Source organism: Pseudomonas veronii, assembly GCF_001439695.1.
Taxonomy (GTDB): Bacteria; Pseudomonadota; Gammaproteobacteria; order Pseudomonadales; family Pseudomonadaceae; genus Aquipseudomonas; species Aquipseudomonas veronii.
Genome location: NZ_JYLL01000027.1, coordinates 13,412 through 27,095, shown reverse-complemented (window position 1 = coordinate 27,095; position 13,684 = coordinate 13,412). Strand labels below are relative to the sequence as shown.

Below are 13,684 nucleotides of genomic sequence, written 5' to 3'. Positions count from 1 at the left end.
CATGACCGACAAAAGCCCGATCCTGATTGTCGAAGATGAACCGAAGCTGGCCGCCTTGATGCAGGATTATCTGGTCGCGGCAGGCTACTCGACCGTGTGCCTGGACAACGGCTTGCAGGTGGTGCCGACCGTGCGTGCGCAAACACCGCGCCTGATCCTGCTCGACCTGATGCTGCCCGGGCGTGACGGCATGCAAATCTGCCAGGACCTGCGCGGTTTCAGCGCCGTGCCGATCATCATGATCACCGCCCGCGTCGAAGAGGTGGACCGCCTGCTGGGCCTGGACCTGGGGGCCGACGACTACATCTGCAAGCCTTTCAGCCCCCGGGAGGTGGTGGCCCGGGTCAAGGCCATCCTGCGCCGCGGGCCCCAACTGCTGGTCAGCTCGGCGCAGCGCCTGCTGATCGACGAAGCGCAGTATCGCGCCTCGATAGACGGCATCGCCCTGGACCTCACCCCCCTGGAGCTACGGCTGCTCAGCACCTTCGCCCGCTCTGCCGGCCGCGTGTTTTCCCGTGACCAACTGCTCGACAAGATCTACTCCGACCACCGCGTGGTCACCGACCGCACGGTGGACAGCCATATCCGCAACCTGCGGCGCAAGCTGGAGCAGGCGTGCCCAGGGGAAACGCCCATCGAATCGTTGTATGGGGTCGGTTATCGGTTTCAGCTTTCCGAGGCCTGATACCTCGAAATAACACACATCGGCACCGTCAACGAGGCGCAAGCGGAACGCCTGCAACCATCTCCAGATACCGGAGCACGCTAAACCTAGGTCAGATTCAACCCGCCGTCTGAGAGGAGTATCTCGCCGGTCAAGTAGTCCGACTCGACCAGCATTACAACAGCGTTTGCGATGTCATCTGGGCTAGCGGCCCTGCGCATAGGGGCACGAGTTCGCCACAACTCTTGGGCCTCTGTCCACTCTGCGGTCAGCGGCGTGTCGACCAAGCCAGGCGCCACAGCGTTTACGCGAATTTCTGGCCCCAGCGATACCGCGAGCAAGCGGGTCATGTGATTAAGCGCAGCTTTGCTTACCGCATAGGGAATAGATGCGCCCTTAGGACGGATACCGGCATGCGAACTGATGTTTACGACGCAACCTGCTCGACGGTAACAGGCGGCATCGCGCAATGCCGACTCGGCCAATGCGACTAGGTGGAACGGCGCCACGACATTAACCTCGTTAAGTTCGTGCCACACCGTCGAGTTGGCCGAGGCAAGGTCGCCGTGCGGAATGACTCTGCTAATACCGGCGTTATTGACCAATACGTCGAGCTGCCCCCACGCGGCGATCGCCTCATTAACAAGCCTGACCCTGTCAGCTTCAAAAGCAAGATCAGCTTGCACGTAAATAGCCTGCTTCATTTCGGCAACCATAGCGCGTCCCGTATCCGCAGAGTTTCGCGAATGGAGCACCACTGCATAGCCTGCCCGGCTTAGTGCACGTGCAATGGCTGCGCCGATACCGGAAGTGGACCCTGTAACCAACGCGACGCGTAATACGTTATCGATTGTCGGATTGGGTTTCATAGGGACATCTCGAATGGGTTGCTAAAAAGCCATCACCGTAGCACCCAGCGGGCAACGTCGGCATCACTGCCAGGGTAAACCAACGGCTCGTATTCAGCGCATGGCGACCAGCTTGACGCCGAACCCCAGCAGGCAAACGCCGGCCAAGCGCTCCAGCAGATTGGCGATGCGCGGGTTGGCCCGCATGCGCTGAGCGAGCTTGTGGGTCAATAGGACGGCTATCAAACCATAGAGGAACGTCACCACCGCTACGGTCGCGGCCATGAACGCGAATGTCACTATGCCCTGATGCTTCACCGGATCGACAAACAACGGGAAAAAGGCCATGTAGAAGATGATCGCCTTGGGGTTGAGCAACGTGATCATCATGGTCTGACGCAGGAAATGGCCGTTATCCATCCGGCTCTTGCGCGGCGCGGCCCCAGCCTGACTAAACAACATTCGCAGGCCCAGCCACGCCAAGTACGACGCACCCAACCATTGAATGAGATGGAACGCTGCCGGATACGCGGCCAGCAGGGTTGCGACGCCAGCAACCGCCAGCCATAAGAGCACCTGGTCACCGAGTATCACTCCGCACGTCGCAGCCAAACCCGCTTTTATCCCGCCTTTGCCGGTCGCCGTGATGAGGGCAAAATTGCCGGGGCCAGGAATGGCCAGGACGATGATGAAGGCGATGATGAAAGCGCCATAGTCGGTCACGCCAAACATCGGTTATCTCCCGCGCAGGATGGTTTTGGACGCAAAACCTATCATCAACCTCGCCTCAATATCTAGCGATGCAGGTGAGAAAACCATCCAGAAACTATCGGCAAAAGCGATCGGCTGCGCTTCTCGTCGCGAGGAGCCAACGGTATTGGCAGCCGCCCGAGCGACTGCCAATGGCCCGTCAATGACTCAAATCAATCACCATGCGGCCTTTGATTTTCCCTTGCTGCATTTCATCGAAGATCTCATTGATATCTTCGATCGGACGCAATGTTACCTTCGGCACCACCTTGCCTTGCGCGGCAAACTCGAAGGCTTCTACGAGGTCTTGTCGAGTACCGACCAGTGAGCCGACCACCTCGATCCCGTCAAGCACCAACCGAGGAATATCGAGGCTCATGGCTTCAGGCGGAAGCCCAACTGCGACCAGGCGTCCACCGGCACGCAGGGCATCCACCGCAGAGTTGAACGCGACCTTGGCGACGGCCGTCACGACAGCCGCGTGAGCTCCGCCGACCTTCTCCTGGATAACTTTTGCGGCATCCTCGTTGCGGGAGTTGATGACCAGGTCAGCGCCCATTTCCCTGGCGAACTGCAGTTGATCATCGTTGATGTCCACGGCGATCACTCGGGCGTTGAATACATTTTTTGCGTACTGCAACGCCAGATTCCCCAGGCCGCCCAGCCCGTAGATCGCAATCCATTGCCCAGGGCGGATATTGGAAACCTTCACGGCTTTATAGGTCGTTACGCCAGCACAGGTCACGCTGCTCGCCGCCGCAGAATCAAGCCCATCAGGCACTTTCACCGAGTAGTCGGCGACGACAATGCACTCTTCGGCCATTGCGCCATCCACGGTGTAACCGGAGTTTTTTACGTTGCGGCAGAGTGTCTCGTTGCCGCTGTTGCAGTATTCACAGTGCCCACAGCCCTGGAAGAACCAGGCTACGCTAGCACGGTCACCGGGCTTCAGAGAGGTGACGCCTGGTCCTACCTGCTGCACGATACCGATGCCTTCATGGCCTAGGATCACCCCGGTTTTATCACCGAAATCGCCGTTCTTGACGTGCAGGTCGGTATGGCAGACCCCGCAGCACTGCATTTTAAGGAGAGCCTCACCATGTTTCAGAGGCCGTAATGTTTTTTCGATCACGTTCACGCGTTGCCCTTGGGCAACAACAGCAGCTTTCATGCTTATCTCCTTGTATCCGTGAGTGAGCTTGCGTTACAGCGGGCCCAACAAATGCCAAAGCAGTACAGCACCACCCTTCCAGCGCTCCGAAGTCTGGCGCAATGCCCGCCACCCGGCCCCAGGGTCGGGGAGTCAATGGATGCTATTGCTGCGCCATCGGGTCGCCAACGCTACCGGTCTTATGGCACAAGTCGCGCAAAAGGGGGATGCCTATTAGTCAGGCAACCCGCGCAAGGACGCCTCTTCTTTGCCTTTCTATGACAAAGATCAACAGGAGACGCTGATCGGCAGATCATCGTGGCCGCTTTCAGTGACCGTCGCCGCCGCCCTGAACGTCAAGTGAGCTCCCCGATCTCTCGGGTCTGGGTGGGCCTGCGACCTTTGGCTCCATGTTTGAAACCTGTTCCTCGTGTACCTTCGGCAGGCCCGGCATATGCACTCAGCGGCGGGTTGGCCATTTAGTCGAAACGGTTCTGGAGTAGCTTTTACATGGCATACGCAACAATCAATCCCTATACGGGCGAGACACTGCAAACCTTTCCCGATGCGACCGATGCAGAAGTCACCGCGGCCATCGGCAAGGCCCATGAGGCTTTCCTGGCGTGGAAGGACACATCTTTCGCCGAACGTGCGCGCATCCTGCAGAATGCGGCCGATATCCTGCGCAAGGACAGCGACGCCTTTGCCAGGGTACTGACGCTGGAGATGGGCAAGCTGTTTGCCGAGGCGAAAGCCGAGGTCGAGCTGTCGGCAAAAATCTTCGAATACTATGTGCGCAATGCCGAAACCTTGCTCAAGCCGGAGAAACTCCCGGTCCTCGACCCTGCCGAGGGCGAGGCGGTTCTCGTCTGCGAACCGCTCGGCGTGCTGCTGGCGATCGAGCCGTGGAACTTCCCTTATTACCAGATCGCCCGCATTCTGGCGCCGCAGCTTTCTGCCGGTAATACCGTGCTTCTCAAACACGCAGCGAATGTGCCGCAAAGCGCCGCTGGCTTTCAAAAGTTGATGAAGGATGCCGGCCTGCCTGACGGCGCCTTCCGTAATCTGTACGCCACGCGTTCGCAGATCGAGCTGATCATCAACGATGCCCGCGTGCAGGGCGTTGCCTTGACCGGCTCGGAAGGCGCCGGTGCGGTGGTTGCGTCGCAAGCGGGTAAAGCGCTGAAAAAATCCACCCTGGAACTCGGCGGCGCCGACGCCTTCGTCGTGCTGGCCGACGCGGACCTGGCGAAAACGAGCAAATGGGCGGTGTTCGGCCGGCATTGGAATGCCGGGCAGGTCTGCGTGTCCTCCAAGCGCATGATCGTGGTCGATGCGGTCTATGACGACTTCCTCGCGCTCTATCGCAAGGGCGTCGCGGAGTTGGTGGCCGGCGATCCCTTCGATGCGAAAACGACCCTGGCACCGCTCTCCTCGCAAAGCGCGGCCAATGAGGTCAAACAAAAGATCCTCGAAGCCGTGAAGCTTGGCGCCAAGGCCGAAGAAGTCGGGCCGCCCGTGCCTGTCGATGGGGCATTCGTGCAGCCGACGATCCTGACCGATGTCGCCGAAGACAACCCCGCTCGCTACTGGGAGTTCTTTGGCCCGGTGTCCATGGTGTTCCGCGCCAAGGATGAAGACGATGCAGTGCGTATCGCCAACGACTCGCCGTTCGGCCTCGGCGGTTCGGTATTCACCTCGGACACGGCGCATGGCGCAGAAGTCGCGAAGAAAATCTCCACCGGCATGGTGTTCGTCAACCATCCGACCAAGGTCGAAGCCGATCTGCCTTTCGGTGGCGTGCGCCGCTCGGGGTACGGCCGCGAGCTGATCGGTCTCGGGCTCAAGGAGTTCGTCAACCACAAGCTCATTGTCGTGGTCGATATCGACGCCCCGTTCTGAGTTCAACAGCGCTCTTTGTCCCAAGAAACCGAGGAGACCTGACAGGATGAACGTCATCGGGATAGACCACTTGGCTATTCGTGTCAGTGATCTGGACCGCTCCAGGGCGTTCTACGATCAGGTACTCGGTTTCTTGGGATTCACCATAGAGTGGGAGTTCGACCGGGTTATTGGTTGGACCAATGGCGAAACCCTGTTCTGGATCACCGAAGCCGATGCCCAGGGGCGCAAACACAAGCACCGGACCGGCGATGTGGGCTATCACCACTATGCGTTCGAGGTTGCCGCGCGCGAGGACGTCGATGCGCTCTACGCGTTCCTGCTGGATCAGGCGGTTACGATTGTCGACGCACCCGCTGACTATCCGGATTATGGCGAGGGCTACTATGCGGTTTATTTCCTCGACCCCGATAATCTGAAGCTCGAGGTGATGTTCTTCCTGGAAAAACAAAAGCGGCGCTTGCTTGGAAAATCGCGAGGAAGTGATCGCCGGGAATAAAATTTCTTCATCGGCATACACGCTTGAAGAGATTGATAAAACGAGCGTGCGTCAGAATCCTGATACGCCTCAAGTTATCCAGGCGCTGCTCCGTTTCCCTGAGCAGGTCAAACAACAGCGAGCCCAAGCCCCGATGGGCCAGTACATCGGCCACGTATTGATTACGCGGGCTCAAACGGCCACTACCGCTGCCGTGTACGAAAACGACCAAGGCGCGGGTGTTGGTCGGCAAACGCAAATCGGCGTTCCGTTCAACGCCCCGGGGCAACGCGAGATTGATGACGTCAGACCTGTTGGCGTATTTGAGCAAGGGTTCCACCAGTCGTCGACCGGCCTCGACGCGGTTTGGCAAGAGGGTTTGCAATGAGGGACTAAGGATCACGAGGACCTCCTCCGACGATAACGCCTGTGATTTCGGAATAGGCGGCCCTCGCCGCGCTAGATAGCCAGAATGCTGCAGGACACCTGATACAGGAGATGTTCGGTGGTGCTGCCCAGCAGCTTGTCCAGTCCGTGGGACTGGACCTTGCCCATCACAATCACATCCATATGCTGCTCATCGGTGAACGCATGGAGCACCGCGACAGGCTGTCCTTCAATGAAATGCCGCCGGTCGGCAGGCACGCCATAACGGTCGGCCAGTTCGAGGAATGACTTTTCATGACCTTTGCGCAACTGCCTGCCAAGGTCCGAAATTGTCAGGCCACCGCCGCCCATATCGCCCAGGTACACCATGGAAATGTCGCAGGCATACAGCAAGTGCAACTCGGCCTGACACTGGATGGCGAGACTGGAAGCCTGCTGGATGATCCGTTCATTGAGCTCGTTGTCCTGGGCAAGGGTATTGGAGGCATCGACCGCCGCCACGATCTTGCGCGGCAAGGGCAGGTCGTCTTCGCTGAGCAGATAGACCGGTATCGGACAGTGACGCAGTAAACGCCAATCCAGCGGGGTGATGAATGCACGCTTGAGTGCCGGTTCGCGCTGCACCTGCTTGATCAGCAGGTCTGGCTGCATTTCTGCGACGTAATCGAGAATTTCTTGCTGAAGGTCGTCGGCCCACTTCGCTTCAGCCGTCACTTCGATACCTTTATTACTATCACGCAGATGAGCTGCCTGGTATTTGAGCCAATCGCGATGATCTTGCAGATAATTTTCGCGAGCTTTTCCCCGGTCACCCTCTTCGAGCAGCGACAACAGGTTCCAGGTAGGGATCAAGGCAGCAATGTGCAGGCTCGCACCGCTGACCTTGGCCAGAGCGGCAGCATGGTTCATGGCTTGAGACCCGCGCAACGCCGGGTTGATGATCAGCAATAACCGTTGATACTGGCTCATGATCGGACTCCATGGGCTTGCACGTTTGTCATTGCCCGCAATGGCGGACAACTGTCGTGTTCACCGCCGAACCGAGCACCTTATTTATGAACTCAGAATCCTCCGTCGATGCGGCCTTGGAGTTGATTTATATCAAGTGCCCGGGCAAGCAATACATTCACTCGCGGCAGCTTGTGCCCACACCTCTGGCGCTACCGACGCATGCGGCACTGATAGGCATCGAGCGCAGGGGCCTGCCCCTGGCTCAAAGGTTGCGCGAGTACATTGCGCGTCAGACCGGCCGGCCGGAACTCCCTGTTTACCCGCTGCAGGTCAAGCGCTACGCCGACGACCTGCAAGTGCTGCATACCTACACGCAATTGACCGAAAACCCGGCCCTGGGCAGGTTGGATCTGGCCAATACCACGTTTCTGGTGGTCGATGATGTGCTCTTCGAAGGCCATTCCCTCCTGCGCACTTGTGCATATCTGGCACAACTGGGGGCTCGTCGGGTCCATACGGCGGTACTGGTCGACCGGCATGTCCGTCAGCAGCCGATCCGGGCCGACATTGTCGGTATACACCTGCAAGTCGCCGCCACTGATATTGTCGAATGCAACGTACCGCCCTACGAACAGACCTTTTGTATAGAAGTGGTACGACACGGCGCAGCCCGCTGACGGTGGAAGCGTTCAGGGCTTCGCCGAGTCACCGGGCTTGAGCGGTGGCGAACGCTCGGCGCCACGGACCGGCCGACCAGCTCCGCTTTGGTAGCTTTCACAGACCTAGGCCTGGGATGAGATCGCCATCAGTTCATCCAAGTTTTCGTCCGTACCTCCGGTGAGTCAACTTTGTATCGGTACTAACCCCTTGGGGGGATGTACCCGATCCCAGGCAACCTGATCAGCTTGATTGGCTCGGTAGCATCGTTGCTGTCGGCTTTCGAAACAGCTGCGAAATTAATTCGACTGACTTAACCCACAATCCGCAGCCCCTAACTTGCAAGTATTAATGCCGGTTGAGCCTCTCGGTGACGTGCCCGCGCATCGATTGCACCGTTCATTGCCTGACTCCTCTACTGATAGTGATGCTGGCGTTGAAGACGCAGGGCTACGTCCATGCCATCGCACCAAAACTCTTTGCCAGGTTCGACAGCGTTGATCGATTTGACCACCTGCGTCTACCCAGCATCATGCAGGTAACGTCGCTGATCGGTCCGAGAACAAACCTCTAGAAACATCACAAGCTGAAACGTATCAGCTTCAACAAAAAACTCAATTATGCATAAATGCATTTTTTCCCTTGACCCGAAGGGAGGAGTCTTTTACAGTTAAATGACTGTATATAAATACAGTATTTATTTGAATCCATTCATGGACGAGGTTTTTCCCTATGAAAAGCAACACTGAGAAATTTGGCAAAACACCCCATCAACCCAGCCTGTGGACCCGAGCCGATGCGCTGAAAGTCCGCGCGGACGACCCCACTACCACCCAGCCACTGGTCAGTGCGAACTTCCCGGTACTGAGCGACGAGGTATTTATCTGGGACACCATGCCGCTGCGTGATATCGACGGCAACATCACCTCTGTCGATGGCTGGTCGGTGATCTTCACCCTGACTGCGGATCGTCACCCGAACGACCCGCAATACCTCGACCAGAACGGTAACTACGACATCACCCGCGACTGGAACGATCGCCATGGCCGGGCAAAGATGTACTACTGGTTCTCCCGCACCGGCAAGAACTGGGAACTCGGCGGCCGAGTGATGGCTGAAGGGGTTTCGCCGACCGTTCGCGAATGGGCCGGCACGCCGATTCTGTTGAACGAGCAAGGCGAAGTGGACCTGTACTACACCGCGGTCACGCCGGGCGCGACCATCGTCAAGGTGCGTGGCCGTGTGGTGACCACCGAGCATGGCGTCAGCCTGGTCGGCTTCGAGAAGGTCAAGCCGCTGTTCGAGGCCGACGGCAAGATGTACCAGACCGAAGCGCAAAACGCCTTCTGGGGTTTCCGTGATCCATGGCCGTTCCGCGACCCGAAGGATGGCAAGCTGTACATGCTGTTCGAGGGCAACGTGGCCGGCGAGCGCGGCTCGCACAAGGTCGGTGAAGCAGAAGTCGGTGATGTGCCGCCGGGTTATGAAGACGTCGGCAACTCGCGCTTCCAGACGGCCTGTGTCGGTATCGCCGTAGCCCGTGACGAAGACGGCGACGACTGGGAAATGCTGCCGCCGCTGCTGACCGCGGTAGGCGTCAACGATCAGACCGAACGCCCGCACTTCGTGTTCCAGGACGGCAAGTACTACCTGTTCACCATCAGCCACACCTTTACCTATGCCGATGGGGTGACCGGGCCAGACGGTGTGTACGGCTTTGTCGCAGATTCGCTGTTCGGTCCTTACGTACCCTTGAACGGTTCCGGCCTGGTACTGGGAAATCCGTCTTCCCAGCCGTTCCAGACCTACTCGCACTGCGTGATGCCCAACGGCCTGGTGACCTCATTTATCGACAGCGTACCGACCGACGAAACCGGCACGCAGATTCGTATCGGCGGCACCGAAGCACCGACGGTGGGGATCAAGATCAAAGGGCAGCAGACGTTCGTGGTTGCCGAGTACGACTACGGTTACATCCCGCCGATGCTCGACGTTACGCTCAAGTAATCGCTACCCAGGGCTTTGAGGCAGCGAGTTTGAGCTCGATGAAAAACTCGTTGCGGATAGGATCGATATATCCCACCTAACTTACTGCGACTTTGCTCGGGAACCCTCTTGAACAATACGTAGTAACAACCCTTTGTTACTGGCTGCAAGGAGGCAGCCAGTAACGGGTATACACCCAATTGGTTCTGCTGGCCCGGCCCGCCGCCCTCTACCGCCGGCCGGAACATCCACTACTCCAGCAGACTCCCCCCGTTCACCGACGCAGGTGCCGGGCTATGCCTGGTCCTTCGTGATGCTCGACAAGTCTCTCGCCCCGCGCCTGCGCGCGATGTTCATCATGAAACAGAATCAGGCGATACTGGTGGGAACTGACCTTTGACAACCCGTCGTTGCTACGCGACCTGACGTTGTGTGGTGACAACCTCCTGTTCACCTGAAACTCTTGGCTGGAGCATGACGCCCGTAATGGCGGCCTAGTAAACTTGCGCACCGTGTTACATCCCGAACTTTCGCCATCGGACATGTGTATCGAGTGCGCCATCGTGCAACTGGCGGGACGTACCCTATCGCCACCCGAGCAGCGGCTGGTGAATCGGACCCTTGCTCCGATCTGATTCGCCAAGAAGACCTCACAATGTCGCTAGCCTGCCCTTTCGTAACACTGCGATATCTCGTTTAGGCGCAACACCAAAGAATCGACTGTATTCGCGGCTGAACTGGGAGGGGCTTTCATATCCAACCTTGAAAGCCGCACTGGATACGTCTTGGTGTTCATTGAGCATCAATCGCCTTGCCTCGTTCAGCCTCAGCCATTTTTGATACTGCAAGGGGCTCATTGCGGTGAGTTGGCGGAAGTGGTGGTGGAAGGTTGGCGTGCTCATCTGTACACGGGCCGCTAGCTCATCGACTCTAAGCGCCGAAGTGTAGTTCAACTTCAACCAATCGATGGCTTTCGCGATCCGATAACCTTGGCCATCGACAGAAGTTATCTGTCGAAGCCGGCCAGCCTGATCACTTTTCAAGAGGCGGTAGTGAATTTCACGCTGGATCAAGGGGGCGAGAACAGGAATGGCTTCCGGTTCATCAAGCAACGCCAATAAGCGTTCGAACGACGCCAGCATGTCTGCGGTTACCGAACCGATACCTACGCCTTTCGCGATTGAGCGTTCACGGGTGCGCGGCAAGTCAGTCTGCGCTATCAGTTCGGCCAGCATGCGCAAATCGAGTTTAAACGTCAGCCCCAGGCACGGATGTTCCGGGCTCGCCGCGAGGACTTCCGAGTTGGCAGGTAAATTCAGTGATGTAACCAGAAAGCGCGATGTGTCATACGGATAACCCTCACCGCCTAGCCACAACTGTTTTTTGCCCTGAGCGACAAGAATGATGCTTGGCTCGACCATGCAGACGATGGGAGCGGAGGGATGCTCACGCCGAAAGAAACCGAGGCCCTCAATGAGGGTTCCATAGTCACCGGGCTTCGAGACCTGCGAGCCAATGACCTGAGCAAGCGCTTGCTGCCGCGATGTGGCGATGTCGTATTGAGCTGTCATGTTCATCTCGTACCTCTTCGTTGAACTCTAACCCACTCGCACGTAACCGTTTTGCAAAAGAACGCAGACTCATAGGATCAGGCAAGTAATTCAGTGAAATGCACTGTAGAGAGTCTGCTCAAAGGGGGGAAAATGCTTACTCGACACACCATCGAGGAGGATTCTCCCATGCTTATACATGCCTATGGTGCTTACGCGGGCGACAAACCCCTTGAGCCTTTGCAGATCAGTCGCCGTTCCCCCGCCACCCATGACGTTCAGATCGACATCGCCTTCTGCGGTATCTGCCATTCGGACTTGCATCAGGTGCGTGCCGAATGGGCAGGCACGCAGTTCCCCTGCGTACCGGGACACGAAATTGTCGGCCGCGTATCGGCGGTCGGCGCCCATGTAGCGGAATTCAAAGTCGGCGATCTGGTCGGTGTCGGTTGCATCGTCGACAGCTGTAAACACTGTGACGACTGTGAATCCGGCCTGGAAAACTACTGCGATGGCATGATCGGCACCTACAACTTTCCGACGTCAGACGCGCCCGGCTGGACGCTGGGCGGCTACTCGCAAAACATTGTGGTGCATGAGCGTTATGTCCTGCGCATCAGTCACCCGGAGGAGCAATTGGCCGCCGTCGCGCCGCTGCTGTGCGCGGGCATCACCACGTATTCTCCGCTGCGTCACTGGAACGCCGGGCCGGGTAAGAAAATAGGTGTGGTCGGCATCGGTGGGCTGGGCCACATGGGCATCAAACTGGCCCATGCGATGGGCGCCCACGTTGTGGCGTTCACCACGTCCGAATCCAAGCGCGAAGCGGCGAAGGAGTTGGGCGCTGACGAAGTTGTGGTATCGCGCAACGCTGAGGAGATGGCCGCGCATACCAAGACCTTCGACTTCATCCTCAACACCGTCGCAGCGCCCCACGATCTGGATGCTTTCCTGGTGTTGCTCAAGCGCGATGGTGCGTTGACCCTCGTCGGCGCACCGGCATCGCCGCATCCATCACCCAATGTGTTCAACCTGATCATGAAGCGCCGAACGATCGCCGGCTCGATGATCGGCGGCATCCCTGAAACGCAGGAGATGCTGGATTTCTGCGCCGAACACGGCATCGTCGCCGACATCGAACTGGTCCGAGCCAATCAGATCAATGACGCCTACGAACGGATGCTCAAGGGTGACGTGAAGTATCGCTTCGTGATCGACAACGCCACATTGGTTGGCTAGTCGAAAGACTCCAGCCGGTAACGACTCAACCGAAAGGATGATCCAGTGAAAGGTATTTTTCTCGCCCTCGGGCTACTTGTTACCTCTTTTTCTTCGATGGGAGCCGATATGTCAAACGGTGCAGACAACTTCTACAAAAGTGACAAAGTGACGGTGGAAAAGGTCACCTTCAAAAATCAATACGGAATGAAAGTCGCGGGCAACCTGTTCACGCCGACAGACCTCGATCCGAAAACGAAAAACGCAGCCATTGTCGTTGGACACCCCATGGGCGCCGTAAAGGAGCAGAGTGCAAACCTCTACGCCACCAAAATGGCTGAACAAGGATTTGTCACGTTGTCGCTGGACTTGTCCTTCTGGGGCGAAAGTGCGGGCACACCTCGCCAAGCGGTCTCGCCTGATATCTATGCCGAAGACTTCAGTGCCGCCGTGGACTTTCTCGGCACTCAACCCATTGTTGATCACGAGCGTATTGGTGTCATTGGCATCTGTGGCAGCGGCAGCTTCGCCATCAGCGCGGCCAAGATTGATCCGCGCCTCAAGGCGATCGCCACCGTCAGCATGTACGACATGGGCGCAGCCAATCGTAACGGCCTCAAGCATGGCGTAACGGCGGAACAACGTCAGCAGATCATTCGCGAGGCGGCGCAGCAGCGTGATATAGAGTTTCAGGGTGGTCAAATCCGTTATACCAGCGGCACGCCGCTGAAGCTGACCGGTAACGTCGTGGGTGACGAGTTCTACGATTTCTACCGCACCCCGCGTGGCGAGGTTACGCCTGCCGGCGCATCGGCGCAGACCACCACCATGCCTACACTGACCAGCAACGTGAAGTTCATGAACTTCTATCCGTTTAACGACATAGATTCGATCTCCCCTCGCCCACTGCTGTTCATTGCTGGTGCCAAGGCACACTCGCTCGAGTTCAGTGAAGACGCCTACAAACGCGCTGCCGAACCCAAAGAACTGCTGATCATTCCAGATGCCGGACATGTGGATCTTTACGACCGGGTCAACCTCATTCCATTCGCTAAGTTGACTTCGTTCTTCAAAAGCAACCTGAAGTAAATGGCCGGTGCCCCTGGCCGGGCACCGGTTCTCTCTCGCGGCCTCATTTACGGG

The 13,684-nt window shown here is 57.8% G+C and carries 12 protein-coding genes and 1 pseudogene; 7 read left to right on the top strand and 6 right to left on the bottom strand.

Annotation, left to right across the window (positions count from 1 at the left end; all coding sequences use genetic code 11):
• Position 1: 1 nt before the first annotated feature.
• Positions 2-685, top strand: coding sequence for a response regulator (locus TU80_RS24390; protein ID WP_057005566.1), 684 nt, complete (start codon positions 2-4; stop codon positions 683-685).
• Between the two features lie 86 nt (positions 686-771).
• Here the strand turns inward: TU80_RS24390 and TU80_RS24385 are convergent, their stop codons facing one another.
• From TU80_RS24385 to adhP, 3 genes are all read right to left on the bottom strand, one after another.
• Positions 772-1,533 carry an SDR family NAD(P)-dependent oxidoreductase gene (locus TU80_RS24385; protein ID WP_079443487.1) on the bottom strand — a complete coding sequence of 254 codons (762 nt, stop codon included), beginning with the start codon at positions 1,531-1,533 and terminating at the stop codon, positions 772-774.
• A 93-nt stretch (positions 1,534-1,626) separates the two neighbouring features.
• Positions 1,627-2,244 (bottom strand): LysE family transporter, encoded by a 618-nt coding sequence (locus tag TU80_RS24380; RefSeq protein WP_046383985.1) that lies wholly within the window; start codon positions 2,242-2,244, stop codon positions 1,627-1,629.
• A 178-nt stretch (positions 2,245-2,422) separates the two neighbouring features.
• Complete coding sequence (gene adhP, locus TU80_RS24375; RefSeq protein ID WP_017847956.1) at positions 2,423-3,433, bottom strand: alcohol dehydrogenase AdhP; 1,011 nt, start codon at positions 3,431-3,433, stop codon at positions 2,423-2,425.
• 489 nt (positions 3,434-3,922) lie between these two features.
• Here adhP and TU80_RS24370 point away from each other — a divergent pair, with 489 nt between their 5' ends.
• Both TU80_RS24370 and TU80_RS24365 read left to right on the top strand, forming a co-directional pair.
• Positions 3,923-5,314, top strand: coding sequence for an NAD-dependent succinate-semialdehyde dehydrogenase (locus tag TU80_RS24370; RefSeq protein WP_046383987.1), 1,392 nt, complete (start codon positions 3,923-3,925; stop codon positions 5,312-5,314).
• Between the two features lie 46 nt (positions 5,315-5,360).
• The gene (locus TU80_RS24365; protein WP_017847958.1) at positions 5,361-5,813 is read left to right on the top strand and encodes a VOC family protein; all 453 of its coding nucleotides are present in this window, start codon (positions 5,361-5,363) and stop codon (positions 5,811-5,813) included.
• 70 nt (positions 5,814-5,883) lie between these two features.
• On the opposite strand, the pseudogene TU80_RS33525 reads toward TU80_RS24365, so the two are convergent.
• Positions 5,884-6,195: pseudogene (locus tag TU80_RS33525) on the bottom strand (hypothetical protein); the annotation flags it as partial.
• A 56-nt stretch (positions 6,196-6,251) separates the two neighbouring features.
• Positions 6,252-7,148: a universal stress protein gene (locus tag TU80_RS24355; RefSeq protein ID WP_057005563.1), complete on the bottom strand. Its 897-nt coding sequence runs from the start codon at positions 7,146-7,148 to the stop codon at positions 6,252-6,254.
• An 86-nt stretch (positions 7,149-7,234) separates the two neighbouring features.
• Between TU80_RS24355 and TU80_RS24350 the strand changes: the two genes are divergently transcribed.
• A complete protein-coding gene (locus TU80_RS24350; RefSeq protein ID WP_234427210.1) occupies positions 7,235-7,807 on the top strand; it encodes a phosphoribosyltransferase family protein in 573 nt (190 codons plus the stop codon).
• 712 nt (positions 7,808-8,519) lie between these two features.
• Positions 8,520-9,794, top strand: coding sequence for a glycoside hydrolase family 68 protein (locus TU80_RS24345; RefSeq protein ID WP_046383990.1), 1,275 nt, complete (start codon positions 8,520-8,522; stop codon positions 9,792-9,794).
• Between the two features lie 629 nt (positions 9,795-10,423).
• Here TU80_RS24345 and TU80_RS24340 read toward each other — a convergent pair.
• On the bottom strand, positions 10,424-11,350 hold the full coding sequence (locus TU80_RS24340) for an AraC family transcriptional regulator (RefSeq protein WP_390896595.1): 927 nt from the start codon (positions 11,348-11,350) through the stop codon (positions 10,424-10,426).
• A 162-nt stretch (positions 11,351-11,512) separates the two neighbouring features.
• On the opposite strand from TU80_RS24340, the gene TU80_RS24335 reads away from it, so the two are divergent.
• Complete coding sequence (locus TU80_RS24335) at positions 11,513-12,562, top strand: NAD(P)-dependent alcohol dehydrogenase (protein WP_057005562.1); 1,050 nt, start codon at positions 11,513-11,515, stop codon at positions 12,560-12,562.
• Between the two features lie 96 nt (positions 12,563-12,658).
• Complete coding sequence (locus TU80_RS24330; RefSeq protein ID WP_186355076.1) at positions 12,659-13,630, top strand: alpha/beta hydrolase; 972 nt, start codon at positions 12,659-12,661, stop codon at positions 13,628-13,630.
• Positions 13,631-13,684 lie beyond the last annotated feature (54 nt).

Coding starts and splice junctions, on each gene's coding strand:
- TU80_RS24390 (WP_057005566.1), top strand. CDS start 2: ATGACCGACAAAAGCCCGATCCTGATTGTCGAAGATGAACCGAAGCTG.
- TU80_RS24385 (WP_079443487.1), bottom strand. CDS start 1,533: ATGAAACCCAATCCGACAATCGATAACGTATTACGCGTCGCGTTGGTT.
- TU80_RS24380 (WP_046383985.1), bottom strand. CDS start 2,244: ATGTTTGGCGTGACCGACTATGGCGCTTTCATCATCGCCTTCATCATC.
- adhP (WP_017847956.1), bottom strand. CDS start 3,433: ATGAAAGCTGCTGTTGTTGCCCAAGGGCAACGCGTGAACGTGATCGAA.
- TU80_RS24370 (WP_046383987.1), top strand. CDS start 3,923: ATGGCATACGCAACAATCAATCCCTATACGGGCGAGACACTGCAAACC.
- TU80_RS24365 (WP_017847958.1), top strand. CDS start 5,361: ATGAACGTCATCGGGATAGACCACTTGGCTATTCGTGTCAGTGATCTG.
- TU80_RS24355 (WP_057005563.1), bottom strand. CDS start 7,148: ATGAGCCAGTATCAACGGTTATTGCTGATCATCAACCCGGCGTTGCGC.
- TU80_RS24350 (WP_234427210.1), top strand. CDS start 7,235: ATGAACTCAGAATCCTCCGTCGATGCGGCCTTGGAGTTGATTTATATC.
- TU80_RS24345 (WP_046383990.1), top strand. CDS start 8,520: ATGAAAAGCAACACTGAGAAATTTGGCAAAACACCCCATCAACCCAGC.
- TU80_RS24340 (WP_390896595.1), bottom strand. CDS start 11,350: ATGAACATGACAGCTCAATACGACATCGCCACATCGCGGCAGCAAGCG.
- TU80_RS24335 (WP_057005562.1), top strand. CDS start 11,513: ATGCTTATACATGCCTATGGTGCTTACGCGGGCGACAAACCCCTTGAG.
- TU80_RS24330 (WP_186355076.1), top strand. CDS start 12,659: ATGGGAGCCGATATGTCAAACGGTGCAGACAACTTCTACAAAAGTGAC.